This window comes from Micromonospora sp. NPDC047756 (assembly GCF_055587245.1).
This window is the reverse complement of record NZ_JBVJGQ010000009.1, coordinates 266,081-291,642: the sequence shown is the minus strand read 5'-3', so window position 1 is coordinate 291,642 and position 25,562 is coordinate 266,081. Positions and strand designations below refer to the sequence as shown.

General features: G+C 72.1%; 21 protein-coding genes and 1 pseudogene. 16 read left to right on the top strand and 6 right to left on the bottom strand.

Going from position 1 to position 25,562, the window contains the following annotated elements:
• Positions 1-57: 57 nt before the first annotated feature.
• The 5 genes from ACZ6NZ_RS28975 (at position 58) to ACZ6NZ_RS28955 (ending at position 6,068) form a co-directional block, all read left to right on the top strand.
• Positions 58-759 (top strand): response regulator transcription factor, encoded by a 702-nt coding sequence (locus ACZ6NZ_RS28975; RefSeq protein ID WP_030336721.1) that lies wholly within the window; start codon positions 58-60, stop codon positions 757-759.
• Complete coding sequence (locus tag ACZ6NZ_RS28970; RefSeq protein WP_465861079.1) at positions 756-2,312, top strand: sensor histidine kinase; 1,557 nt, start codon at positions 756-758, stop codon at positions 2,310-2,312. The genes ACZ6NZ_RS28975 and ACZ6NZ_RS28970 overlap by 4 nt, the downstream gene beginning before the upstream one ends.
• Before the next feature lie 62 nt (positions 2,313-2,374).
• Positions 2,375-4,012 (top strand): S1C family serine protease, encoded by a 1,638-nt coding sequence (locus ACZ6NZ_RS28965; protein WP_465861078.1) that lies wholly within the window; start codon positions 2,375-2,377, stop codon positions 4,010-4,012.
• Positions 4,013-4,189: 177 nt separating this feature from the next.
• Positions 4,190-4,861, top strand: a complete 672-nt coding sequence (locus tag ACZ6NZ_RS28960; RefSeq protein ID WP_465861077.1) for a BON domain-containing protein — start codon at positions 4,190-4,192, stop codon at positions 4,859-4,861.
• Between the two features lie 151 nt (positions 4,862-5,012).
• Positions 5,013-6,068, top strand: coding sequence for a glycosyltransferase family 4 protein (locus ACZ6NZ_RS28955; protein WP_465861138.1), 1,056 nt, complete (start codon positions 5,013-5,015; stop codon positions 6,066-6,068).
• A gap of 18 nt (positions 6,069-6,086) precedes the next feature.
• Here the strand turns inward: ACZ6NZ_RS28955 and ACZ6NZ_RS28950 are convergent, their stop codons facing one another.
• Entirely contained in the window at positions 6,087-7,586 is a 1,500-nt protein-coding gene (locus tag ACZ6NZ_RS28950; protein WP_465861076.1) for a serine/threonine-protein kinase, read from the bottom strand.
• Positions 7,587-7,741: 155 nt separating this feature from the next.
• Between ACZ6NZ_RS28950 and ACZ6NZ_RS28945 the strand changes: the two genes are divergently transcribed.
• The 7 genes from ACZ6NZ_RS28945 to ACZ6NZ_RS28915 all read left to right on the top strand — a co-directional run bounded on the left by ACZ6NZ_RS28945 (position 7,742) and on the right by ACZ6NZ_RS28915 (position 16,906).
• Complete coding sequence (locus ACZ6NZ_RS28945) at positions 7,742-8,575, top strand: patatin-like phospholipase family protein (protein ID WP_465861075.1); 834 nt, start codon at positions 7,742-7,744, stop codon at positions 8,573-8,575.
• Positions 8,575-9,579 (top strand): 1-acyl-sn-glycerol-3-phosphate acyltransferase, encoded by a 1,005-nt coding sequence (locus tag ACZ6NZ_RS28940; RefSeq protein ID WP_465861074.1) that lies wholly within the window; start codon positions 8,575-8,577, stop codon positions 9,577-9,579. The genes ACZ6NZ_RS28945 and ACZ6NZ_RS28940 overlap by 1 nt, the downstream gene beginning before the upstream one ends.
• 21 nt (positions 9,580-9,600) lie before the next feature.
• A complete protein-coding gene (gene cutA / locus ACZ6NZ_RS28935; protein WP_091406014.1) occupies positions 9,601-9,921 on the top strand; it encodes a divalent-cation tolerance protein CutA in 321 nt (106 codons plus the stop codon).
• A gap of 48 nt (positions 9,922-9,969) precedes the next feature.
• Positions 9,970-13,431, top strand: coding sequence for an SCO7613 C-terminal domain-containing membrane protein (locus ACZ6NZ_RS28930; RefSeq protein WP_465861073.1), 3,462 nt, complete (start codon positions 9,970-9,972; stop codon positions 13,429-13,431).
• 135 nt (positions 13,432-13,566) lie between these two features.
• On the top strand, positions 13,567-14,619 hold the full coding sequence (locus ACZ6NZ_RS28925; protein ID WP_465861072.1) for a fatty acid desaturase family protein: 1,053 nt from the start codon (positions 13,567-13,569) through the stop codon (positions 14,617-14,619).
• A gap of 323 nt (positions 14,620-14,942) precedes the next feature.
• Positions 14,943-16,409, top strand: a complete 1,467-nt coding sequence (locus ACZ6NZ_RS28920) for a polymorphic toxin-type HINT domain-containing protein (RefSeq protein WP_465861071.1) — start codon at positions 14,943-14,945, stop codon at positions 16,407-16,409.
• A 5-nt stretch (positions 16,410-16,414) separates the two neighbouring features.
• The gene (locus tag ACZ6NZ_RS28915; protein ID WP_465861070.1) at positions 16,415-16,906 is read left to right on the top strand and encodes a hypothetical protein; all 492 of its coding nucleotides are present in this window, start codon (positions 16,415-16,417) and stop codon (positions 16,904-16,906) included.
• A 158-nt stretch (positions 16,907-17,064) separates the two neighbouring features.
• On the opposite strand, the pseudogene ACZ6NZ_RS28910 reads toward ACZ6NZ_RS28915, so the two are convergent.
• A pseudogene (locus ACZ6NZ_RS28910) lies at positions 17,065-17,208 on the bottom strand (GntR family transcriptional regulator); the annotation flags it as partial.
• A 71-nt stretch (positions 17,209-17,279) separates the two neighbouring features.
• On the opposite strand from ACZ6NZ_RS28910, the gene ACZ6NZ_RS28905 reads away from it, so the two are divergent.
• From ACZ6NZ_RS28905 to ACZ6NZ_RS28895, 3 genes are all read left to right on the top strand, one after another.
• Complete coding sequence (locus ACZ6NZ_RS28905) at positions 17,280-17,825, top strand: barstar family protein (RefSeq protein ID WP_465861069.1); 546 nt, start codon at positions 17,280-17,282, stop codon at positions 17,823-17,825.
• Between the two features lie 116 nt (positions 17,826-17,941).
• Entirely contained in the window at positions 17,942-18,235 is a 294-nt protein-coding gene (locus ACZ6NZ_RS28900; protein WP_366607983.1) for a 4a-hydroxytetrahydrobiopterin dehydratase, read from the top strand.
• Positions 18,232-19,386 carry an FHA domain-containing protein gene (locus tag ACZ6NZ_RS28895; protein ID WP_366607985.1) on the top strand — a complete coding sequence of 385 codons (1,155 nt, stop codon included), beginning with the start codon at positions 18,232-18,234 and terminating at the stop codon, positions 19,384-19,386. Before ACZ6NZ_RS28900 ends, ACZ6NZ_RS28895 begins: the two co-directional genes overlap by 4 nt.
• Positions 19,387-19,439: 53 nt before the next feature.
• On the opposite strand, the gene rocD is transcribed toward ACZ6NZ_RS28895, so the two are convergent.
• The 3 genes from rocD to ACZ6NZ_RS28880 all read right to left on the bottom strand — a co-directional run bounded on the left by rocD (position 19,440) and on the right by ACZ6NZ_RS28880 (position 23,012).
• Entirely contained in the window at positions 19,440-20,654 is a 1,215-nt protein-coding gene (rocD, locus tag ACZ6NZ_RS28890; RefSeq protein WP_465861137.1) for an ornithine--oxo-acid transaminase, read from the bottom strand.
• Complete coding sequence (gene ddaH, locus ACZ6NZ_RS28885; RefSeq protein ID WP_465861136.1) at positions 20,654-21,469, bottom strand: dimethylargininase; 816 nt, start codon at positions 21,467-21,469, stop codon at positions 20,654-20,656. Before ddaH ends, rocD begins: the two co-directional genes overlap by 1 nt.
• A 607-nt stretch (positions 21,470-22,076) precedes the next feature.
• Complete coding sequence (locus ACZ6NZ_RS28880; RefSeq protein ID WP_465861068.1) at positions 22,077-23,012, bottom strand: thrombospondin; 936 nt, start codon at positions 23,010-23,012, stop codon at positions 22,077-22,079.
• A gap of 508 nt (positions 23,013-23,520) precedes the next feature.
• Here ACZ6NZ_RS28880 and ACZ6NZ_RS28875 point away from each other — a divergent pair.
• A complete protein-coding gene (locus tag ACZ6NZ_RS28875) occupies positions 23,521-24,330 on the top strand; it encodes an Fpg/Nei family DNA glycosylase (RefSeq protein WP_465861067.1) in 810 nt (269 codons plus the stop codon).
• 296 nt (positions 24,331-24,626) lie between these two features.
• Here the strand turns inward: ACZ6NZ_RS28875 and ACZ6NZ_RS28870 are convergent, their stop codons facing one another.
• Complete coding sequence (locus ACZ6NZ_RS28870; protein WP_465861066.1) at positions 24,627-25,523, bottom strand: aminoglycoside phosphotransferase family protein; 897 nt, start codon at positions 25,521-25,523, stop codon at positions 24,627-24,629.
• Between the last annotated feature and the right edge of the window lie 39 nt (positions 25,524-25,562).

Below are 25,562 nucleotides of genomic sequence, written 5' to 3'. Positions count from 1 at the left end.
AGCCTTTTTGCAGGAAGCGTCCAGCGCTGGCGCAGTGACGTCACCGATGATGGGCGCATGCCCGCTACCCAGACCGAGGCGCGACTGCTTGTCGTCGAGGACGACCCCAACATCCTCGAACTGCTCTCCGCGAGCCTGCGGTTCGCGGGCTTCGACGTGGCCACCGCGACAAGTGGAAGCGCGGCGCTCAACGCCGCCAAGGACCACCGACCCGACCTGGTGGTACTCGACGTGATGCTCCCCGACCTCGACGGTTTCGAGGTCATCCGGATGCTCCGCGAGGGCGGCACGCGTACCCCGGTGGTGTTCCTGACCGCCCGGGACGCCACCGACGACAAGATCCGTGGGCTGACTTTGGGCGGCGACGACTACGTCACGAAGCCGTTCAGCCTGGAGGAGCTGACCGCCCGGATCCGCGCCGTGCTGCGCCGCACCACCACCGGCGAGCAGGCCCCGTCCCGGCTCACCTTCGCCGACCTGGAGTTGGACGAGGAGACCCACGAGGTGCACCGCGCCGGCCAGCGGGTGCAGCTCTCGCCGACCGAGTTCAAGCTGCTGCGCTACCTGATGCTCAACGCCAACCGGGTGCTGTCCAAGGCGCAGATCCTCGACCACGTCTGGAACTACGACTTCCGTGGCGACGACAACATCGTCGAGTCCTACATCTCGTACCTGCGGCGCAAGGTCGACACCACCCAGCCCCGGCTGATCCACACTCTTCGCGGCGTGGGGTACGTCCTGCGCAAGCCGGCGGCGTGAACGCAGTCCAGCAGGCGAAGGGGCGGGTGCGAAGCGTTCCGCTGCGGGTGAAGCTGGTCGCCTCGGTGCTCGCGCTGGTCGCCGTCGCGCTACTGGTGATCAGCTCGTTGACCGCGTACTTCCTCCGCAACTACCTGGAGGGTCAGGTCGACGGGCAGGTCCGGTCGACCGCCCAGGGCCTCGGCAAGGTGCTTCAGCAGTTGCGCAGCGGTGAGGTCGGCGCGATGCTGCCCAGCGACTACGTCGTGATCGTGGCCGACGAGCGGCAGGTGTACGACCCCCAGTACGACAAGCGCAACTTCTATCCCGCACAGCTGCCCACGTTCCCCGCCACCCGCAGGGACTTCGAGGCGGCGGAGGGCGAGCCGCGCACCGTCATCTCACACGATCGCCTCACCCGGTGGCGCGTCTACTACGCCGCTCAGCCGGACGGCTCGGTGCTGGCCGTGGGCCAGCCGCTGACCGAGGTGGACCGGGCGGTGAAGCAGCTCGTCTGGATAGACCTCCTGGTCGGCGGCGCAGTGCTGATCATGCTGGCCTCGGTCGGCGCGGCGATCGTCCGGACCAGCCTCAAGCCCCTCGTCGAGATCGAACAGACCGCCGCCGCGATCGCCGGCGGTGACCTGACCCGCCGGGTGCCCGACCCGGAGGAGGGCCAGGCCGAGCCGACCTCGGAACTGGGCCGACTGTCGCGCGCGCTGAACGCGATGCTCACCCAGATCGAGGCGGCGTTCACCGCCCGAGCCGCCTCGGAGACCTCCGCACGGTGGGCGGAGAGCGCCGCCCGGGATGCCGCCGTCGCGGCTCAGGCGTCCGAGGCGCGGGCCATCCGCTCCGAAGAGCGGATGCGGCAGTTCGTCGCCGACGCCTCGCACGAGTTGCGAACTCCGCTCACCACGATCCGCGGCTTCGCCGAGCTGTACCGGCAGGGTGCTGCGCGTGAACCGGAACAGACCGCTGGCCTGTTGCGCCGGATCGAGGACGAGGCGTCCCGGATGGGGCTGCTGGTGGAGGACCTGCTGCTGCTCGCCCGGTTGGACATGGAACGACCGCTCTCGCTGACCCCGGTGGAGTTGCCGGTGCTCGCCTCCGACGCGGTGCAGGCCGCGCGGGCGATGGCACCGGAGCGGCGGATCGAGCTGGAGATCGCTCCCGAATCGGGCCCGCTCGTCGTCTCCGCCGACGACGCGCGGCTGCGGCAGGTGATCGGCAACCTGGTCACCAACGCGCTCACGCACACCCCACCGGAGGCTGAGGTCAGGGTACGGCTGCGCGCCGAACCGGGGGGCTTCGCCGTCGTGGAGGTCGTCGACACCGGCCCGGGCCTCTCGACCGAGCAGGCGGAACGCGTCTTCGAACGGTTCTACCGGGCCGACGCGGCCCGTACCCGACGAGCCGACGGCAACACCGGGACCGGTCTCGGCCTGGCCATCGTGGCGGCGCTGGTCGCCGCCCACCACGGCTCGGTCGAGGTGGCCCAGACGCCCGGAGGCGGAGCCACCTTCCGGGTGCGGCTGCCGCTGCTGCCGCAGGTCGACGGCGCGGGGGAGTGACTTTCAGCCAACTTCCAGGACGGTTCCAGGTTGATTGCAGTGCGGAGGGAGAAGGTAGTGCCATGACCGAGTTCGAGTCCGACCCGCAGCGCCGGCCGGCCCCCACCGACGCCGAGCCGTCGCACCCCACCGCCGAGCTGCCGCGCGACGAGCGCGTGCAGTCCGACTCCCCGACCACTCCGGTACCGGTCGTCTCGACCGGCGGCGACCCGACGGTCGCCTCCACCACCGGTGACGCGGAGACCACCACCGCCATCCCGGCCGGTTACCCCGGCTCCGCCGCGCCCGCCGGCCCGCCGGCCGCCGCCCAGTCGACCGGCTACGAGCCGTCGACCGGCTACGAGCCGTCGACCGGCTACGAGCGTCCGGCCGCCACGCCGTCCGCGCCGCCGTACCCGGTCTCCGGTCACCCGGCGCCCGGCCAGCCCGGCTACCCGCAGCCGGCCGGTCACTACCCCGGTGCCCCCTGGTACCAGGGCCAGCAGTCCGGCTGGGCCGGCGGGGGCCAGCCGGGTATGCCGTACGCCCAGCACCAGCAGCACCCCGGGCAGCACGCCCAGCACCAGCAGCACCCGCACCACCCGGGCCAGCCGGTCCCGCCGTGGGGCCCGCAGGTCGCGCCGCCCGGCAGCGGCCCCCGGCCGGGTCGCATCGCCAAGTTCGCCGGTGCCGGCGTCGCGGTGTTCGCCCTGATGCTCGGTTCCGGTGTCGCCGGTGGCGCGCTCGCGCTCGCCCTCGACGGCGACGGCGGCGGCATCACCCGCACCTACTCCGCGGCCCCCGTGATCAATGGCGCGGACCTGCCGAAGATCGCCGCGTCGGTGCAGGACAGCGTCGTCTCGATCTCCACCGGCAGCGGTGAGGGCTCCGGGGTGGTGCTCAGCGCCGACGGGTACGTGCTGACCAACAACCACGTGGTCGCGTCCGCCGCCGGCGACGCCGTGCGGGTGGTCTTCGCCGACGGCAAGACCGCCGACGCGAAGATCATCGGCACCGACCCGAAGACCGACCTGGCCGTGGTGAAGGCCAACGGGGTGAGCGACCTCAAGCCGGCCAAGTTCGGCGACAGCGACGCCATGCAGGTCGGCGACCAGGTGCTCGCCCTGGGCAGCCCGCTCGGTCTGCAGGGCTCGGTGACCTCGGGCATCCTCAGCGCCCGGGACCGCACCATCCGGGCCGGCGAGGGTCAGCCGCAGGACCCGACCCAGCAGCAGGGCCAGCCGGTCAGCTCGATCTCCGGCCTGCTCCAGACGGACGCCCCGATCAACCCGGGCAACTCCGGCGGCGCGCTGGTCAACACCCGGGGCGAGGTAATCGGCGTCAACACCGCCATCGCGACCTCCGGGCAGAGCACCGGCAACATCGGTGTCGGGTTCGCCATCCCCAGCAACAAGGCCAAGGACGTCGCGGGCAAGCTCCAGCGTGGCGAGAAGGTCAGCCACCCGTCGCTCGGGGTCGGCGTCAACCCGGCCGAGGGCGGCGGCGCCCTCGTCGCGTCGGTCACCCCGGGCAGCCCGGCGGAGAAGGCCGGCCTCCAGCGCGGCGACGTCGTCACCCGGTTCGGCGACAAGCCCGTCAACGACTCGGACGACCTGGTCGGCGCGGTGCAGGCCGGCAAGGTCGGCGACCGGGTCGAGGTGCAGTTCAAGCGCAACGGTGTCGAGAAGTCGGCGACCGTGACGCTCGCCGAGACGTCCTGACCAGTTACTGAACCTGCTTCCTCCCGCCAGCGGCGGGTGGCGGGGCCGAGGGGGTCGGCTCCGTCACCCGCCGCTTCTTCATGCCTGGACGGCGGTTCACCCGGATCGGGTGAACCGCCGTCACCCGTTCGCCCGGCAGGTTCGCAGGGCGACGACCGGAACCGGGGGTGACGTGCCATGACCGAGGTGGTGGATGTCCGCGAGGACCAGCGGATCCAACGCGACGTCCTGGCCGAGCTGGCCTGGGACCCCCAACTGCAACCGAACGAGATCGGGGTGACCGTCGACCGGGGCGTGGTCACCCTGACCGGGTTCGTGGACGGTGCGGCGCGCGGTTGGGCCGCGACCCGGTGCGCACAGCGGGTCCGGGGCGTACGGGCGGTGGCCGACGAGATGGAGGTGCGGCTGCCGGGCACCCCGGGGCGTACCGACGCCGAGGTCGCCGACGCCGCCACCCGCGCCCTGGAGTGGGACAGCTTCGTGCCCGCCGAACGGCTCGACGTGACGGTGGCCAACGGCTGGCTGATGCTGCGCGGCGAGGTCGAGTTCGGGTGGCAGCGGCGGGCCGCCGAGGGCGAGGTGCGCCGGCTCGACGGCGTACGGGGAATCACCAACCTGATCGAGGTACGCCCCGCGGCGCCACCGGACGCCGAGCGGCTGCGGCGGGACGTCCAGCGGGCGCTGCTGCGCACGCTCGGCGGCGAGCGGGTGACCGTCGAGGTGGACGGCGACACGCTGGTCCTCGCCGGGGTGGTCCGTTCCTGGTGGGAACGCGACCAGGTAGAGCGGGTGGCGTGGTCCGCGCCCGGGGTGCGGGTGGTCCACGACCAGCTCCTGGTGGGCGGGTGATCGTCGTCCGCCATGTCCGGTTTAGCGGGGACGCCACCGGGAAACCGCCGCCGACCGGCGGTGCCGCCGTACCGGGGAGCAACGGGGAGGACTCGTGGCCGTGAACCACTCGCCTGCGGGCCGCCCCGAGGAGCGATCGTTGCGGATCGCGATGGTGGTTCCGCCATGGTTGTCAGTGCCGCCGCCCGGCTACGGCGGCCTTGAGCAGGTCGTCGCCGCCCTGGTGGACGCGCTGTGCGGGCAGGGGCACTCGGTCACCCTGTTCGGCGCCGGAGGTGACCACGGCACTGCGGCCGACGGTTTCGTCTCCACGGTGGCCGAGATCCAGTACGAGCGGCTCGGCGAGTCACTGCCCGAGCTGGCACACCTGGCCCGGGTGAATCGCCTGATCAGCCCGGCCGACTTCGACGTGATCCACGACCACACCACGATCGGTCCGCTGGTCGCCGGCCGGCGGGCCGTGCCGACGGTCGCGACGGTGCACGGCAACCCCGTGGGGGAGTACGGCGACGTGCTCAGCGACATCGACGCGGGCGTGTCGCTGGTGGCCATCTCGCACGCCCAGCGCCGGCTGAACCCGAACCTGCCCTGGGCCGGCACCGTGCACAACGCGCTCGACATCAGCGGTTTCCCGCGCACGCACACGCCCGGCGCGGGGCCGGTGCTGTGGCTGGCCCGGTTCAGCCCGGACAAGGGCCCGGACACCGCCATCCGGGCGTGCCGGGCGGCCGGACTGCCCCTGCTGTTGGCCGGCAAGTGCAACGAGCCGGCCGAGCGGCGCTACTACGAGCAGGTCGTCGAGCCGATGGTCGACGAGGACGTGACAGTGGTGCTCAACGCGGACCGCGCGACGACGCTGCGGATGCTCGTCGACGCGCGCTGCCTGATCATGCCGATCCAGTGGGACGAGCCGTTCGGCATGGTGATGCTGGAGGCGATGGCCACCGGCACGCCGGTGGTGGCGCTCAACCGGGGTGCGGTGCCGGAGCTGGTGCGGCCGGGGCTGACCGGGCTCGTCGTCGAGCGGTCGGAGGAGCTACCCGCGGCGTTGCTGGCGGCGCAGCGACTCGACCCGGAGGACTGCGTGGCGCACGTGGCCGGGAACTTCTCGGTCGAACGGATGGCGAGCGGCTACGCCGAGGTCTATCGGCGCTTCGCCCTCGGCCGGCACGACGTCAGTGAACCGGCCCGGGTGCCGGTGCGCTGACCCATCGGTGTCGCCGGGTCAGGCCCCGGTCGCGCCCAGCTCGGCGATGGCGGCGTCCAGCCGGGAGGCGTACGCCGGGCTGATGCCGCCCTCACCGAGACGGACGGCGACCTTGGCGCGCAGCCGGGCCACCGGCGGTGCCAGCTCCTCGCGGCCGGAGCTGACCGCGACGGTCAGGTTGCGCAGCTCGTTGCGCAGGTCGAGGGCCACGTCGTCGCGGATCTCACCGGCGCTCAGCCCGGTGCCGATCAACCCGTCGACCCGGTTCGCGACCTCGGTGAGGGTGCCCGGGTTCGAGGTGGGCGCCCCGGTGGTCGGCTTCGTCGAGGGCGTCGGGGTCGGCGGGGCGGACGTGATCGGCGTGGACGGCTCGGGGCCCGGCGGGTCGGTCGACGGGGTCGTCACCGGCCCGGCGGACTGCTGCGCCCGGCGGGTCGGCTGCTGTTCGGGCAACAGCGCCACCCCGGCCGCTGTCAGCCCGACGGCCAGCACCAGCAGCAGCACCAGTCGCCGCCGCGACCAGCCCGACCCGGTCGGCGGCTCGCCCGCGCCGGAGGGGGCTTCACCGTCCGGGACGGCTCCGCCCAGTCGCGCCGCCGCCGCGACGCTGGGCGTCGCGACGGCGGGCGACTGTGGTGGCAGGGGCTGGGTGGGCACCCGGATGGTCGCCGTCGGGGGCTCGGCGGGCAGCGAGTGGTCGCGGAGCGCGGTGGCGACCTGCCGGGCGGTCGGCCGGTCGGCCGGGTTCCGGGCGAGGCTGCGCAGGCAGATCTCGGCCACCGGCGCGGGCAGGTCCGGTAGGTCGGCCAGCGTCGGCGGCGGGCCACTGGCCAGCGCGGCGCTGAGCTGCTCCCAGGTGTCCGCCGGATACGGGACCCGGCCGGTGAGCGCCTCGTGCAGCAGCACGCCGAGCGAGTACACGTCGGTGGACGGCTGGGCCGGCGCGCCGTCGAGACGTTCCGGGGCGACGTACGCCGGGGTCCCGAAGGTCTCGCCGTCCTCGTCCTCGTCGGGCGCGCCGATGCGGGTGGCGATGCCGAAGTCGAGCACCTTGACGCCGGTGGCGGTCATCATCACATTGGCCGGGGTGATGTCCCGGTGCACGATGCCGAGCCGGTGCGCGGCCGCCAGCGCGTCCGCCACCTGCGCGCCCACCTGGACCGCCTCGGTCCACGGCAGCGGCCCCTCGGTGAGCCGAAGCTTCAACTCCTCGCCGTTGAGCAGCTCCATCACCACGAACGAGGTGATCGAGCCGTCCGGGTCGACCGTCTCGCCGTAGTCGTGCACGGAGGTCAGGTGCGGGTGCACCAACTGGGCGGCGGCCCGTGCCTCCTCGCGCACCATTCCCCGGAACCGCGCGTCCGCGGCGAGTGACGGGGCGAGCACCTTGAGTGCGACCACCCGGTCGAGCACCTCGTCCCGGGCACGCCAGATGACCGACATGCCACCAGCGCCGATCTGGTCCAGAAGTCGGTATCTGCGAGCCAGCAATCGGCCCGGATGCAGCGCTGCCTTCACGGATCGCACCTGCCTCAGGGGTGGGAGCGGTATCAGGTTGCGCGAATGCGATCAGCCTGTCAACGCTGCCGCCGCCGACCGTCGGTGGACGGTGCCTACCGTGCGCCGACCGCCGGCCCGACGGCCGGCGGCGGGCCCGTGCCAGGATGAGAGGCATGGCGGCGGGACCGGTGGCGTTCGTGCTCGGCGGCGGGGGAGTGCTCGGCGCGGTCGAGGTCGGCATGTTGCGTGCCCTGTTCCGGGCCGGCATCCAACCCGACCTGGTCCTGGGCACCTCGATCGGCGCGGTCAACGGCGCGTTGGTCGCCGCCGACCCGTCCGAGGCGGTGACCGACCGGCTGGTCCGGCTCTGGGCCTCACCGGAGGCGAGTGAGGTGTACGGCGACTCGGTCGCCCGGCAGCTGCGCCGTTTCGCCGCCCGCACCCACCTGCACTCGCCCCGGCCGCTGCGCCGCCTGTTGGAGACCGAGCTGGGGGTGGACACCACCTTCGCCGACCTGCGGGTGCCGTTCCGGTGCTGCGCCGCCCACATCGAGCGGGCCGCGGAGCACTGGTTCGACAGTGGTCCGGTGGTGCCGGCGGTCATGGCGTCGGCCTCGGTGCCGGGCCTGCTTCCGCCGATGGAGATCGACGGCGCGCACTACGTGGACGGCGGGATCGTCAACTCCATCCCCATCGGCGAGGCGGTGGCCGTCGGCGCTCGCCGGATCTACGTCCTCCAGGTCGGTCGGATCGAACGGGAGCTGACTCCGCCCCGCCGGCCGTGGGAGATCGCGCAGGTCGCGTTCGAGATATCCCGCCGGCACCGCTTCTTCCGGGAGTTGGCGGCTCTGCCGGAGGGGGTGGAGGTGCACGTCCTGCCGACCGGCGGGCTCAACCCCCGCGACGACACACCGTGGGCGTACCGGGACATGGCGGCGGTGGGACGGCGGATCAGCCGCGCGTACACCGCCTCCCGGCGCTACCTCGCCACCCACCAGGAGCGTTGATGCCGTTACCTCCCCGGTGGCTGCGTCGGCTGCTGTTCGCGCCCGCCGTCGTGCTGCTCGCCTTCCTCGTGGTCACCACCCTGCCGATCTGGGCATTCCTGGCCGCAGCCGCGTCGCCGCTGGTCCCGGGCCGGTTGCGTCCACTGCGACTGCTCTGGATCGGCTGTTTCTACCTGGTCTGGGACGCTGCCGCGTTGCTCTCGCTCTTCGTGCTCTGGGTCGTCTCCGGTTTCGGCTGGCGGACCCGGTCGCCGGCCTTCCAGCGCGCCCACTACGTGCTGGCCGGGTGGTTCCTGCGGGTGCTGTTCTGGCAGGCACGGTGGACACTGCGGTTGAGCATCGACGTGGTGGGCACCGACCCGGACACTGCGCTGCCCGGCCGGCCCGAGCTGGTGCTCTGTCGGCACGCCGGGCCGGGCGACTCGTTCATCCTGATCCACGGGCTGGTCAACTGGTTCCACCGGGAGCCTCGGATCGTCCTCAAGGACAGCCTCCAGTGGGATCCGGCGATCGACGTGCTGCTCAACCGGCTGCCCAACCGGTTCATCGCGCCGACTCCGGAGCGCGGCGAGGAGACGGTACGCCAGGTCGGGCACCTCGCCACCGGCCTGGACGACAACGACGCGTTCGTGATCTTCCCCGAGGGCGGCAACTTCACCCCCCGGCGACGGCTGCGCGCCATCGCCCGGTTGCGCTCCCTCGGCCTGGAACGGATGGCCCTGCGCGCCGAGCGGATGCGCCACGTGCTCGCCCCGCAGCCCGGTGGGATGCTCGCCGCGCTGGACGCCGCACCCGACGCCGGGGTCATCTTCGTCGCCCACACCGGTCTGGACCGGATGCTCACCGTCGCCGACGTGTGGCGGGAACTGCCGATGGACAAGCGGATCGTGATGCGGTTCTGGTCCGTGCCGCCGGAGGACGTACCGACCGGACGGCAGGAGCGCATCGACTGGCTCTTCGACTGGTGGGCGCAGATTGATGCCTGGATCGCCGCTAATCGGTAAATGTCCGCGTAGGGTGCGGGCGTGGACGAGATCTGCGTGGTGACAACGGTGGTGGACGCGCGTTCGGTCGCCGACGTGCTGGCGGCTGCGGCCGTCGCCGGCAGGCTCGCCGCCTGCGCCCAGGTGGGTGGTCAGGTGGACAGCACCTACTGGTGGCGATCCGGGATGGAGACGAGCACCGAGTGGTCGGTGCAGTTCAAGACCGCACCGGATCGGCTCACCGCGTTACTGGACCAGATCCGGGTCAGCCACCCGTACGAGGTGCCGGAGATCCTGGTGTCCAGGGTGGAGAGCGGAAACCCCGACTACGCCACCTGGGTGTACGAGCACACCCGATCCTGAGTACGCGCACTCTGGGTCGCACCCCGGTCGGTTGTCGATGATGACCCGGTGGACGACACCCGTTACCCCTGCCCCGCCTGCGGCGCACCGGCCGATCTGAGCGCCGGATGCTCCGGCTGCCGGCGCGCGCCCGACCCGATCGCCGCCGAGGTGGTTCGGCTGAGCCGGGAGGTCGCCGAGCTGGAGCCGCAGGTGGAGCGGGCTCGCCGCACGTACACCGAGCTGGCCGGACGGCTGTCGACAGTGTCCGGTCGGCGGGCCGAACTGGCCGCTGTCGTCCGCGCCGGGCTGGCGGTCCCGGTCGTGGCGCGCCCGGTGCCGGTGGCTGGACCGGCGCCGTTCATCGGCCCGGGCCCTGGTGTCGCGGCGGGCTCCCGGCCGGGTGCGGCGGAAACCTCGACCCGGACGGTCCAGGGTCTGCTCTTCGTCCTCGGTGGACTGCTGCTGGGCACCGCGGCGGTGGTGTTCACCGCGGTCGCCTGGGCGGCGGTGGGGGTCGCCGGCCGGGCGTTGATTCTGGCGGCGTTCACCGCGCTCGCGCTGGGCGTACCGCTGCTGGCGGTCCGCCGACGGCTGCGCGGCACGGCGGAGACGTTCGCCGCGGTGGGGTTGCTGCTGGTGGTGCTGGACGGTTACGCGGCCTGGTCGGTGGACCTGGCCGGCGTGACCGGCTGGCCGGGCAGCCGGTACGCCGCGCTGGTCGGGGGGGCCAGCGCGGCGGTCGCCGTGGCGTACGGCCGGTGGAGCGGGTTGACGGGGCCCTGGTTCGCCGCCCTGGTGGCCGCCCAGCCGGCCTTGCCGCTGCTCGCCGCCGAGGCCGGGCTGGGTGCGGCGGGGTGGGCGTTGGTCCTGCTCGGGGTGGCGTCGCTGAACCTGGCCGTGCTGGCCGTGCTGCGTGGCCGGGGAGGGGCGGCGCAGCTCGTCGGCCGGGTGTTGGCCGGCGCCGGTCACGTCGGCGCGCTGGTGGGCGCGTCGGCGTGCGCGGTGGTGCCGCTGGTCGGTGGGCGGGCGGGGGGCTCGGCACTGCTGGCCGGGGTGCCGCTGTTGCTGGTCGCGCTGACCGGTTTCGGCGCGGCCCGGCTCGTCGGGGGGCGGGCGCTGCGGGCGGTGGCGGCGGGGCTGCTGGTGCCGGTGCTCGCCGCCGCCGTGCTGCGTCCGGTGGCGGAGCTGCGGCCGTCAGTGCTGCTGCTCGCGGCGGCGACGGTGGCCCTGGGGATGGCCGCCGCCGTGCGGTTCCTGCCGGCGGCGGCGGACGGTGGCGGCGGTTGGCGGACCGGTCCGCGGGCCGGTGCGCTGTTCGTCGCGGCCGGCACGGCGCAGGTCACCGTGTTGATCACCGTCGGGCTGGCGGTCGCCGCCGTCGGCCGGTCGTTGCCGCCCTGGGGCGGGGCCGGGACGGGGCCGGACCTGAGCTGGGGCTGGCAGCTGGCACCGGCGGTGGCACTGACGATCGGCGCCACGGTGCTGCTGCTCCCGGCCAGCACGCGCGCGGTGCTCGCCACGGCCGGGGCGGTGGCGGTGCTGTTCGCCGTGCCCGCCGGCTGGACGGTCTCCTGGCCTCAGGTGGTGGCCGTCGACCTGGTCGGCGGGGTCGCGTTGCTGCTCGCCGTACTGGCCCGTCCGACCACCCCACCCGTCGCCCTGCGCTCGCGTGCGCTCGGCGGTGCCGTCCTGCTCGGGCACGGGCTGCTGGTCGCCCTGGCCGCCCCGGCCGGTGCCCTGGTGGCGCTCGGCGTGCTCGCCGTCCTCGGGCTGGCGCTGGCCGTCCGACCGGGGGCCGGCGCGTACCGGGAGGTGGCCGGCGCGGGTCTGCTGGTCGGGCAGCTCGCGCTGCCCGGCATCGCGGCGGTGGCGACGTTCGCCGCGGGCGGGCCGCCCTGGTGGCAGGCCCGGCTCGCGCTGGCCGCCGCCGGGCTGTCGCTGGTCGCGGCGCTCGCGGTCCGTCGCCACCGGGTGGAGCTGATCGGGTACGCGGTGACCGGCGCCGTCGCCGCGGCGACCGTGTCCGGCCTCGCGCCGCTGGTCGCGGCGGGCGACGAGCCGCTCGCGCCGTACGCGGCGCTGGCCGCGCTGGGTGTCGCGTTCGTCGGCTACGTGCTGGCGTCGCCGAGCGGCCTCGGCCAGGTGGCTCTCGGAGAGCGGCCGGCGGTTGACGGGCGCGGGTCGGCCCGGTCGGCGTTGTTGCTGGCGGCCGGCGCAACGCTGGCGGTGGTCGCCGTCCTGGCGGCCCTGCCGACAGTGCTCAGCGCGCTCGGGTCGCCCTACGGCGGCGGGAACCGGGTGTGGTCGGGGGCGCCCACCGTCGTGGCCGACCCGACGGTGCTGCCGGTCGGGTTCGCGCTGGTCGTGCTGGCGGTGGCCGGTGCGCTGGCCGGTCGGCGGGTCGGCCTGCCGCTGCCGGCCGCGTTGCCGTTCCTCGCGGGGGCGCTGCCGGTGCTGCTCATCGCGATCGGCGCGCCGTGGCCGGTGCTTCCGGCCGCCGTTCTGCTCGCCGGCCTGGCGGCGCTGCTGTTCGCCGCGCTGACCGCCGCCCGCCCGGCGCTCACACCGGTCGCCGTGCCGGTGGGCGTGGTGCTGGTGGCCTCCGGTGTGCTCGGTCTGCTGGCCACCCGGGCCGGGACGCTTGCCGCCGAGGGGGCGCTGCTGGTGGCGGCGGTCGCGGTCGCCGCCGGCGCGCGCCGGTTCGAGGTACGGGTCGCCGGCTGTCTCGCCGCCGTGGGCGCGGCGTCCGCGTTGGCGATGACCGCCCCCCTCGCCGCTGGGCTGCCCGTGCGGGCTGCCGCGTACCCACTGCTGGGGGTGGCCGCGCTCGTGCTGGCTGCCGCGGCGCTCACCCCGGCGCGGGTCCGGCTGGGACGGGTGCTGGACGCCGCCGCGCAGGCCGTCGCGCTGGTGGCGGCGGTGCTCGCCGTCGAGGCGGCGCGGCACCTCGCCACCGTCTGCGTGCTCTGGGGTGCCGCCGTCGCGCTGCGGCTGCTGCGCCGGGGTGAGCCGGCCGCCCTGCGCTGGGTGTTCGCCGGGATCGCCGCCGGCAGCGAGTTGCTCGGGGCCTGGGTGCTGCTGGCCGCCGGCGGGGTGACCGTGCTGGAGGCGTACACACTGCCGGCCGCGGCGCTCGCCGTCGCAGCGGGTCTGCTGGCGCTGCGCACCCGGCCGGGGCTGACCAGCTGGCCGGCCCTCGGCCCGGGGTTGGTGGCGGCGCTGCTGCCCAGCCTCGTGTCGGTGCTGGCCGGGGCCGACCCGCAGCCGTGGCGGCGACTGCTGCTCGGCGTGGCGGCGACCGGCGCGGTGCTGGCCGGCGCGACCCGCCGGTGGCAGGCGCCGGTCCTGCTCGGCGGCGGGGTGCTGACGCTGCTGGCGCTGCACGAGCTGGCCCGGGGGTGGGACCTGCTGCCCCGGTGGATCTACCTGGGGATCGGCGGACTGGCGCTGGTCGGGCTCGCCGCCACCTACGAGCGGCGTCGACGTGACCTGGCTCGACTGCGCGCCGCGGTCGGCCGACTGGGCTGAGCCGGACCAGTAGGGGTAGGGCCTGCCCTACCCCCCATTCGGGGGCTGTCGGGGTTACTCAGCGCTACCGCGATCGGGAGACTCGACAGTAGCCCGAACCACCCTGGTGCGGGCGCGAGTCGAACGGGAGCAGCGATGACGCTCGGAGCGGTGGCGGAACCGCCGGTACGACGGCGAGGCAGTGACTACGCACAGTTGTCCCGACGGATCAGCCAGGCCGGCCTGCTGGAGCGGCGCCCCGGCTGGTATGCCACCCGCATCGTGCTCACCCTCGGTGTCTTCGTGGCGGGCTGGGTGGCCGTGTTCCTGCTCGGCGACTCCTGGTGGCAACTTCCCCTCGCGGCCCTGATGGCGGTCGCCACCACGCAGGTCGCCTTCCTCGGCCACGACGCCGGGCACCGCCAGATGTTCCGCCGGCGTGGCCCGAGCGAGTTGGTGGGTTTGTTCGCCGGCAACGCGGCGGTCGGCCTCAGCTACGGCTGGTGGGTCGACAAGCACAACCGGCACCACGCCAACCCGAACCACGAGGACGAGGACCCCGACGTCGGCGCGGGCGCCCTGGTATGGACGCACGAGCAGGCGCTGGGCACGCGGGGGTTCGGTCGCTGGCTGGCCAGGCGGCAGGCGTACCTCTTCTTCCCGATGCTTCTGCTGGAGGGCCTGAACCTGCACGTGGCGAGCATCCGGGCCATCGTCGGCCGGGAACCGAACGGCGGGTACACCGTGCCGATGCGGCACCGAGCGGCCGAGGCGGCGCTGCTCCTCGCGCACACCGTCGGCTATGTCGCGCTGCTGCTGGCGGTCATGTCCCCGGTCAAGGCGCTGCTCTTCGCCGTCGTGCACCAGGCCCTGTGGGGGCTCTACATGGGTTGCGCGTTCGCGCCGAACCACAAGGGCATGCCGATGCCGACCGCCGAGGACGAGCTGGACTTCCTGCGTAAGCAGGTGCTGACCTCCCGCAACGTACGCGGCAGCCGACTGGTGGACACCGCGTTGGGTGGCCTCAACTACCAGATCGAGCACCACCTCTTCCCGAACATGCCCCGCGCCAACCTGCGCCGGGCCCAGCCCATCGTCAGGGCCTACTGCGCCGAGCAGGGCATCCCGTACGCCGAGACCGGGCTCGTCGAGTCGTACCGGCAGGCCCTCGGACACCTGCACGAGGTGGGCCGGCCGCTGCGCGGCTGACCAGACCGGCCGCTGCGCGGCTGAACGACGCCGGCCGCTGCGCGGCCGACACGAGACTGCACGGTGGGGCGGGCATCTGATGATGCCCGCCCCACCGTCGTGTGCCTGGACCGCGGTTCGGCGCGGGCGTCACTCGACACCGATCTGACAAATCTTGATGTCCATATTGGGCCATTGTTCCTGGCCTTGGGGCAAAAATTGCCCTGGGTAAATAGTTGCTGCGATCAATCAGCGGTTGCTAGTTTCACTGCGGCAAGAACGACAGCGGCCAGTTCACCGGGGCTGACAAGCCGGACGCGAGCAACCCCGACAACCCGGACCGGGTGCCCTACAACTCGTACCGCTTCCAGTCCAAGCGCTTCGACCAGTCCACCGGCAAGTACGACAAGGGCTTCCGTGACTACGACCCGGGCATTAACCAGTTCCTGACCCGGGACTCGTACAACGGGGCGCTGAACGACCTGTCGCTGGCGATCGACCCGTACACCGGCAACCGGTACGCATTCGCCGGCGGCAACCCGATCTCGAACATCGAACTGGATGGTCACGGCTGGCTCGACACGGCGAAGGACGCCGTCAAGGACTACGTCGGGACGGTGGCCAGTGGCCTGAAGGACACCGCGAAGGGCGCGCTGGACACCTACGCCGAGTTGGACGACTGCTCCTCCGGCGACAGCGACGCGGCCTGCGACAGTCTTCGCGGCAAGGCCAAGACGACCGGGGAGCAGTTCGACAAGGCCGGTGACTGCGGCTTCAACAACGACAAGGCCGCCTGCGACTCGGTGAAGCAGTCGGTCGGGTGCGGCGACGACAAGTCGGGTGCCGAGTGTGCGGGCAACCTGACCGTGGCCGCGGTGGACATGTTCGCCGGCAAGGGGGCGGGCCGGGCCGGTAGCGCGGCGAAGGCCGGCGCTGCCAGCCGCGCCTCGAAGGGCGGTGCCACCTCCAACGCGGCACGGAACTGCATCTCCAACAGCTTCGTGGCCGGCACCCTGGTGCTGCTCGCCGACGGCACCACGAAGGCCATCGAGGACGTGGACCTCGACGACGAGGTGTTGGCGACCGACCCGGAGACCGGCGAGACCAAGGCAAAGCCGGTGAGCCGTCTCATCGGCGGCGAGGGGTATCGCGACCTGGTGGACGTCACCGTCGACGTCGACGGTGACGCTGGAGAGTCGACCGAGAAGATCGTGGCGACCGACGGACACCCGTTCTGGGTGGCCGACGAGGGCCGATGGATCGAGGCCGGGCAGCTCCTCGCGGGCGACCAGGTGGCAACGCCAGACGGCCGGACCTTGACGGTGGTCGGGACTCGGCACTGGACGCAGAGCGTCGCGGTCTACAACCTCACCGTCGAGGACATCCACACGTACTATGTGGTAGCCGGCAACACGCCAGTGCTTGTGCACAACTGCGGCGGCGGTGTTGATGCCAAGGGTAACCCGTGTAGTTGTGCCGCGCAGAATCCGACGAACTGGAGTCCGAATAGCCGGCCGACGTTTGGCCATACATTCAGTGAGCATGGTGCTGGAGCCCGCAACACTCGCAGTTTGACGGACCGCGCGAGGAGTACCGGAAATGATCAAGGTCAGTGGGCAAACAATGATAATGCTGCTGCCTGGCTGCGTGATCAGTACGTTCCGGGTGCGGGGCCTCGGCAGGTGCCACTTCCGGCGGGAATGGGAAGTGTAATTAGACCCGACGGTTCAGTGGTTTCGGCAACGCATGCACAACTCGTGCCAGGCCGGAACGGCCTGTATAAGTCCGCGTTCCCGATTGCTGTAGGATAACTGTGATGGCGTCGTTTAGCATCGTGCTTGTCGTTCCCTCGACCGCTGAGCCGGCGGCCGAGGGGCCGTCTGACCTGGACTACGAGTCGATTGTCATGGAGTTGTGCAGTCGACTTGCTGAAACCGATTGCGTGTTCAGAATGGCTGGCTTCGGTCAAGCGCAGTGGCCTGTTGATATCCGGTACGACTTGTCTACCCTAATTGAACAACTTCCGGAATTGCTGAGTAGCTTGCGGTCCAATGGTTCGGTGGAAGTGGATCTGTACGGGCAGGGCGTAGAGCGCACGCTAAGCTTCGTGGTTGCTGGCGATCGCGTGACGATCACCTGCGCTTCCCGAACCGGATGGATTCCCAATCCGGATGTAGAGGAAACCGATCTCGCTGAACTGTTGGTGATGATTGAATCCGTAGCGTTTGAGTTTGCCAAATTCATGCGGATTGTCTGGCCGCAGTGCGCAAAAACTGCTCCCTTTGTGGATTGGGTTTCTGCTCGGTAGCAGGATGTCGCGCCTACTTCGAACGTTGATGGCTCGTGCGCGTCGTGTGCTGACGGTTGTAGTTGGCGGCCTGGGTTGCCGTCAGGGTTGCCGTCGCGCACGAGCCTTTGATGTTTTGAGCCAGTCGGATCTTGGTCGAGGGCCTTGGTCCGGCTGGCTTACTGCTTCGGTGCGCGGCCGCGGCTGCTGCGGGGACGCTTGGCGGGTGGCGGGGCCTGCTCGTCGTCGCTGGCCCGTTGGAGGTGTTCGGGCTGCTGGGCTAAGTTGCCTCGGTCGGCATGGTATTTGATCACTTCGTCGATGGGTTCGCGGAGGACGCCGCCGCGTAGGGGGAGCTTCGCGAAGTGGTCGACCTAGCGTCGGAGGAATATCCGTGAGTAGTTTCGTGACGTCGTTCGACCTCGCGTCGCCGGTCGGCCCTTGGGTGGTGGTCGCACGGGACGACGACCGCGTTTCTCGCGAGAAGGTGGCGGCGCTTGCACCCGGCGGCGTCGTCCGGCGGCTGGACTCTCGGGGGATGGTCCATGCCGCTGGCCTCTTTGCTGAATTCGCGGAGAAGTTGGAATTCCCCTCGTACTTCGGGCACAACTGGTATGCGCTCGTGGATTGTCTCGATGACCTTCACGGCAGTTGGCACGACAAGCGTGCGGTGGTCATCGTCGTGGAGGAGGCTGACGTCCTGGTAGGAAAGGATTTCTTTCCGCTGTTCATCTCCCTGCTCTGCGAGGCTGCTGAACGAGCCAACCTCTCTCTCGACGCGGATGGCCTTCCCCGAGGTCGCCCGCCGTTCCCACTCCACTTCATGTTCTTTCTGGCGCGTCGTGGAGTTCGGGAGGTAGCCAAGGAACTGAGCTCGCAAGATGACGTGTTGGTTAGCGAATCCGACGGTCGTCTTCTGGTGTGGTCCCAACCCGCGTGATGTGACGCGGCGTGGCTCCGCAGACACGAGCTGCTTCGTGCCGTTACCTGGCACTGGGCGGTTGACGGGAGGTGGCGCGTCCGGCTCGTCGGACGCGCCACCGGTAGGGTCTGGTCATGGCAGACCTGCTCACCGCGGACGCGGTGCGAGAAGAGCTGGGCCGGTTGCCCGACTGGTCGGGCGACCCGACCGGCATCGGTCGTACCGTCCAGCTCGGCAGTTTCCCGGCCGCCATCACGGTGGTTGACCGGGTGGCGGCGGTGGCCGAGGAGATCGACCACCATCCCGACATCGACATCCGATGGCGGACCCTGACCTTCCGCTGTGTCACGCACTCGGCCGGTGGGGTCACCCGCCGGGACGTCGAGCTGGCCCGGCGCATTGACGACATCGTCCGGAGTGCGGCATGAGATTCGAGATCAGCAAGGTTCTGGATGCCATCGAGGGTCGGGTCTGCACGGACCCGTCACTGGCCCGAGCCGTGGTCGACCTGGCCGAGGTGATCCGCTACCAGGACATCGACGGTGGTCGGCCGGCCAGCCTGCTACGCCTCGGCATGGTCATCGACGCGCTCTCCCGCGAGCTGGAGGAGGACAGCGTCCAGGTCTACGCGGTCGTGCACCGCGCGTTGCTCTCCGACGCCGACCTCACCTCCAACGAGCGGATGGTCGTCCGCCGCTGGGCCGACGACGGGCTCGTCGAGGTGCTCGACAACCCGGGTGACCGGATGTTGGAGGTCGCCGACCTGCTCGGTCTGCCGGTGCTCAGCCGGGTCCGCTTCGACGGGCTGCGGGGGCGTTTCCCGTGGCTGGTCGAGCAGCCCGGTCGGGTGGTCGCGCCGGTGCCGGGCGCTGGCGGGCCGGTGTTCATCGCGCACGTCGGTGGTGGCCACTCGCCGGTGGCCGGCAAACGGTCACCGACCGGCGTCAAGCTGCTGGCCCGCCAGTGGCGCTGCCCGGAGTCGGGCTGCGCGCTGTTCGGCGGCGGCGGTGGGGGTGGCGCGTTCGCCGACCTGGCCGGGGGTGCCGACCGCAGCCCCGCCGCGCAGCCGCCGCCCGCCCTGCGCAACGGCGTGCCGACCTGCCCCCGACACGGCGTACGGCTCGGTGACGGCGGCCCGCGTCCGCGTACCGAGGTGCTCGCGGTGCGCGTCGGCGGCCTGGTCCGACGGCGGTTCGTGCTCAGCGAGGAACAGCCGGTCGTGGCCGGTCGGGCTCCCGAGCAGGACGGCGGGATCATGCTCGGGCAGTGGCTCAACGACGAGGCCCGGCGCTGGATCAGCCGTGGTCACGTCCGCTTCGAGCTGCGGGTCGGCGAGATCATCGTGACCGACGTCAGCACCAACGGCTCGGGCATCCGGCCGGGCGGTTCGATGACCGAGTCGGACCGGATCCCGCTGGCCCCGCAGCAGTCCCGGGTGCTGGGCGAGAACGACATGATCGAGCTGTACCCGGGGGTGCAGATCGGTCGGGCCGAGGAGCTGCCCACCGGCGCCCCGTTCACTCCCACCTCGGTGATGGCCGAGGCCCCCACGATGGCGATGCGCCTGCCCCGCCCCTGACGCGAAGGGCGGGCGTCGGAACTCCGACGCCCGCCCTTCAGCACGTTCCTTGCTCAGCCGGCCAACACCTCGGCCAGCTGGGTCACCGCCAGGTCGATCTCGTCCTCGGTGATGACCAGGGGTGGGGCGAGTCGGATGGTGGAGCCGTGGGTGTCCTTGGCGAGGACTCCGCGCGCGGCGAGCCGCTCACACGCCTCCCGGCCGCTCATCAGCGCCGGGTCGATGTCCAGCCCGGCCCACAGGCCCCGGACGCGTACCCCGACCAGACCCTTGCCGACCAACCCTTCCAGGCCGGCCCGCAGCCGCTCACCCAGCTCGGCCGAGCGGCGCTGGAACTCGCCGGTGGCCAGCAGCCGGACCACCTCGATCGCCACCGCGCAGGCGAGCGGGTTGCCGCCGAACGTGGAGCCGTGCTGGCCGGGCTTGAGCACCCCGAGCACGTCGGCGTTCGCGGCCACCGCGGAGACCGGCACGATGCCGCCGCCGAGGGCCTTGCCGAGCAGGTACATGTCCGGCACGACGCCCTCATGGTCGCAGGCGAAGGTCGCGCCGGTACGCCCCAGACCCGACTGGATCTCGTCGGCGATGAACAGCACGTCGCGCTCGGTGCAGACCTGGCGTACGCCCGGCAGGTAGCCCTCCGGCGGCACCACCACACCCTGCTCGCCCTGGATCGGCTCCAGCAGCACGGCCACGGTGTTCTCGTCGATCGCGGCGGTCAGCGCCTCCAGGTCGCCGTACGGCACGACGGTGAACCCCGGGGTGTACGGCCCGAAGTCGGCGCGGGCGTCCTCGTCGGTGGAGAAGCTCACGATGGTGGTGGTCCGGCCGTGGAAGTTGCCCTCGGCGACCACGATGTTGGCCTGGCCGGCGGGCACGCCCTTGACCTGGTAGCCCCACTTGCGGGCCACCTTGATTCCGGTCTCCACCGCCTCGGCGCCGGTGTTCATCGGCAGCACGAGGTCCTTGCCGCACAGCTCGGCCAGCTCCCGGCAGAAGTCGGCGAACTGGTCGTGGATGAACGCGCGACTGGTCAGCGTCAGCCGGTCCAGTTGGGCGTGCGCGGCGGCGATCAACTGCGGGTGCCGGTGACCGAAGTTCAGCGCGGAGTAGCCGGCCAGGCAGTCCAGGTAGCGGCGGCCGTCCACGTCGGTGAGCCAGGCACCTTCGGCGGACGAGATCACCACCGGCAGCGGGTGGTAGTTGTGCGCCGTCCAGCGCTCGGCGTCCCGGACCGCTCCCGGCGTACGCAGCTTGTCGTCCACGATCACTTGCTTGCCTTTCCCTGACGGAGTCGCAGCGTGCAGCACTTCGGTCCGCCGCCGGCCTTACGTAGCTCGGACAGGTCGACCCCGATGGTCTCGTAGCCCCGGTCGCGCAGCTTGGCGGCCAGGTCGGTGGCCTGCGCGGGCAGCACAACGTGCCGCCCGTCGCTGACCGCGTTCAGCCCCAGCACCTCGGCGTCGGCCATGGTGGCGTGCACCGCGTCGGGGAAGAGCCGCCGCAGCACAGCCTGGCTGCCCGGGGAGAAAGCCTCCGGCAGGTACGCCACGGTCCGCTCGTCGAGCACGGTCAACGCGGTGTCCAGGTGGTAGAAGCGCGGGTCGACCAGTTGCATGGTGATCACCGGGTAGCCGAAGACCTCCTGCAACTGGGCGTGTGCGGCGTGCGCCGTGCGGAAGCCGGTGCCGGCCAGCAGGTGGTCACCGGCCAGCAGGACGTCACCCTCGCCCTCGTTGACGTGCTTCGGGTCGTACATCTCGAAGCCGGCGGCCTCGAACCAGGCCCGGAACGCCGGCGCCTCGTCGGCGCGCTGCGGGTCCCGGAACTGCACGGCCATCGCCTTGCCGTCGATCACGGTGCCGCCGTTGGCGGCGAAGACCATGTCGGGTAGGCCGGGCACCGGAGTGATCTCCTCGACGGTGTGGCCCAGGTCAAGGTACGTCTGGCGCAGTTGCTCCCACTGCCGAACGGCCAGCGCGGCGTCGACCGGCGCGGTCGGGTCCATCCAGGGGTTGATCGCGTAGTCGACGGCGAAGTACGTCGGCCGGCACATCAACAGGCGCTGGCTGGTGGCGTCCATCGTCATTGTCCTGCTCCCAGGGGTCGGGCGCGCCCGGCCACCGTGGCCCACGGGCTGGCGCCGTTGCTCAACGGTATGCGGCGTCAGCGGCAGGATCCACCACCGAGAGTTGCGCATGGCGTAGATCCGTTGCGTGTGGTGAACCCTCTGAGGCGATTCGTTGCGTTGAAGCCGAGATCCGGGAGGCAGGGGCCGGCGGCAGGGCTCGGAGGTAGAGCCGGAAAGCTCGTTCGCAGCCTTTGCTCTGCTGCCGTATGTGCGCCACCAGCCGGCGCCGCCGTCACTGACCAGGAGCGGAACCCGCCGGCCGCTCCCGGCGCCGCTCGTCGGACGCCTGGCTCCGACCTCGCTGGCGCATATAGGGCAGCAGAGCAAAGGCTGGCGTACGTGGTTCGCCCGGCAGTCGAGAGGCGCGGATCTCCGGGTGACGCGCGAGGTCGCCGCAGTGATCCGGACCGGAACCGTCGAACCCTGGAAACACTTCAGGGGCGGCGAACCGCCGCCCCTGAAAGGGTGTCCCCCGGCCGGTGAACCACCGGACTGATCGGGTTGCCGGCGAACCGCCGGCTGTTCGCCGGTGCATCACCGGCGAGCGGAACAGTGCCCGCTAGAAACGATCGACAAACTGTGAGTCGAGCCACTCCCGGAAGCGCTGCACCCAGTCGCCGTCGGTGGTCGGCCAGTCGAACTGACCGGTCATCGCGAGCACCCCGATCACCACCGCGGCCAGACCGATCAGCACGCCGAAGAGCGCGTCGGTCTTGCCGGCGACGTGCCGGCGGCGGGTGGCCATCAGACCGAGGACCGACAGCACCGCGCCGAACGCGCCGAGCCCGATGCCGTACCCGGCCAAGGTTCCGGTCAGCACGAACGTCGCACCGACGACCGAGACGATCAGGCCGAGGGTGGCGAGCAGGCTGGCCCGCGGCTTCGGGCCACGCGTCACCGGCGGCTCAGGCGTGCTCGCGCCCGGGGTCGGGTCGACAGTGCGGTCCGTGCTGGTCCGGTCCGTGACGGCACTGTCGGTCGTGACCCGGTCGGTGGTGTCCGGCCGACGGGTGGTGCTGTCGAGGTCCGCGTCCCGCTCGGCGGTGCGCGCCGTGGTCGGGGCGACGGCAGGACGGTCCTCGGTCTGCACCTTGCCGATGGTGCTGGTGCGGGGCTCCGGAGTGTCCGGGCGCGTCGTGCCGTTCACGGGCTCAGGTGCGACCGGGCGGTTCGTGCCGTTCGAGGGCTCGGGCGCGACCGGGCGGGCGGTGCCCCGCGAGTCGGCCTCCGCCGGTCGACCGGTGGCGGCTCGGGCCACCGCCGCCCGCTCGTTGGCCCGCCGCTCGGCCGCACTGGTCTGGCCGCCGGTCGTGCCGGCGCTGCGGTGCGTCGTCTGGTCGTCGTCCCGGTCGCTGACCACCGGACGGCCGACGCCGCCGTCGGACTGAGCGGTCTCGGTGACCGGGGTGTCGCGACCGTCCACGCGGCCGTCGAGGTTCTCGTCCCGCGTCGGCGCCGGCTCGGACCGGCGGGACAGCGAAGGAATCCTGACCACTACACACCTCCTGATGAATGCGTGGTGGCCGATGGAAGGGGTGGCACCCACGCGGTGTCGGCCCCCAAATACCCACCTGGGCGTTTCCTGACACCAATCCTGGGTACGGCCACCAAGACCGGCCGCGGTTAGCCGCGACCGGCGGGCAACCGGCCTCGACCGGTCGCGGCTAACCTGGCCGCCTGGTCCGGGCCAGCCCTGCCGCGGCCTTGATCGACTCGATTTCCTGGAAGTCGCGGCTTCCCGTCTCCGTGGACACCCCGACTTCCTGCAACCCGAGTCGATCAACGTGATGGGGGCCGGGTTGATCGATGCGGCGGACCCGTCAGGGCGGCGGCGGGCCCGTCAGGGCGGCGGCGGGCTGGATGCCGATCGGCGCGGCGGCGGACCCGTCAGCGCGGCGGCCGGCCGGATGTCGATCAGTGCGGCGGCCGGATCGTCACCGCGGCGGCGGGCCCGAGCGGTTCAGCGCGGACCGGTCGGGCGGGGCTGGCTATCCTTGGCACCTGTGCCAGAGGGACACACGATCCATCGCCTGGCGGCCCGGCACGCCGAGCTGTTCGCCGGGGACAAGCTGCTCGCCGCCAGCCCGCAGGGCCGCTTCGCCGAGGGTGCCGCACGACTCTCCGGGACAGTTCTCGAAGGCACCGAAGCGTACGGGAAACACCTGTTACACCATTACGCCGGCGAGCTGACGTTGCACGTACACCTCGGGTTGTATGGCAAGTTCACCGACGGGCCGGGGGAGCCGCCGGAGCCGGTCGGGCAGGTGCGACTCCGGCTGGCCAGCGACCGGCACTGGCTCGACCTGCGCGGGCCCACGGCCTGTGAGGTGTTCACCCCACCGGAGGTGGCCGCGCTGCGGGACCGTCTCGGGCCCGATCCGTTGCGCGCCGACGCCGACCCGGAGCAGGCGTACGCCCGGATCGCCCGCAGTCCCACCCCCCTCGCCGCTCTGCTGCTGGATCAATCGGTGGTGGCCGGTACCGGTCTGATCTTCGTGACCGAGGCGCTGTTCCGGGCGGGACTGCCGCCCACGATGCCGGGCCGACAGTTGACCAGGACCGGCTGGGACGCCCTCTGGGCCGACCTGGTCGGCTTGATGCGGCTCGCCGTCGAGCACGGTCGGATCGACACGGTCCGCGACGCGCACCTGCCAGAGACCATGGGTCGGCCGGCGCGGGTCGACCGGCACGGCGGCGAGGTGTACGTCTACCGCCGCCCGGGAGCACCCTGTCACGTCTGCGGCACCGAGGTCAGTCGCGGCGAAATGGCCGGCCGCAACCTGTACTGGTGCCGCACCTGCCAGCCCAGCTGACCCCACCCACGCCCCGCGCGCACCCCGCACGCCTCACGACCCGCGCGCCTCACGCCCCGCGCGCGCCCCGCGCCCCGCGCGCGCCCCGCGCCCCGCGCGCGCCCCGCGCCCCGCGCGCGCCCCGCGCCCCGCACGCGTCGATCTTGCGGTTTCTGTCGTCGACATGGGTGGATATGCGTCCTGTGTCGGGACAGAAAGTGCAAGATCGCGGAGTTGGGTCGGGTGCGGCCGCGGAGTTGGGTCGGGTGCGGCCGCGGGGTTGGGTCGGGTGTGGGAGGCTCGCGCGTTGGTGGAGGTCAGTCGCGGTCGAGCAGCCAGCGGACCACTTCGATCTGTTTCGGGAAGACCGTTCCGTCGGCGAGGCCCCAGGCCAGCGTGTGTCCGATCGTCCAGCCCCGGACCCGAGCCCGGTCCAGTCCCAGGTCGGTGCTGAGCCGGTCCAGCCGATGCCGGACGGCGGCCGGGGAGTGGCCCAGTTCCGGGCCGCGGACCATCGGCACGACCGAGAACTCCCGTTCCCCGGTCAGCGGTTTCGGGTCGATCGCCAGCCACGACCATCGACCGCCGCCGAGCGCGTCGCCGCCGTGCGCGTTGGCGGCGAGGATGTTGCCGGCGTGCAGGTCCTGGTTGACCAGCACCTGCTCGCCCTGGCTGGACGCCAGGCCGGTGAGCAGGTCGAGCGCCGCGTCCAGCAGCCGTCGCTCGTACGGTCGGCCGGCCCGTTCCCAGGCGCGGGGCATCCGGTCGATCCAGCCGGCGGCCTCCTCTGCCAGCGGGGTGAACGGCGCGCCGGCCGGTCGCCAGAGCCGGGGGAGAAGTCCGACCACCACGTCCAGCGCTCGGTCCGGCGCAAGGTCGTGCAGGGGAGTGCCGGGCTGGCAGCGTTCGAGCAGCAGGGCGCGCCGCTCGGGGTAGTGGGCGAGCAGACGAACCGCCGCGACGCCGTCCCAGTGCGCCAACGCGTCGGCTTCGTGCCGGCTCTCCTCGTCGGGGTACTGGAGCTTCAGCACCACCGCAGTGCCATCGGGCAGGTGGGCGGGCAGCGCCAGGGACGCGTACGCGTAAGGAAAGGGCGGCCCGACCCGCAGCGACCAGCGCTCGGCGCACTCGTTCAGCCACGTCGGGAGTGCGGCCAGCCAGGCGCGACCGGCCTGTGAGCCGTGAACCCAGTCGAGCCCCTCGGGCAGATCCATCCGGCGCTCCTGAGTCGTGCGGCGGTCCGTGGCGGCCCC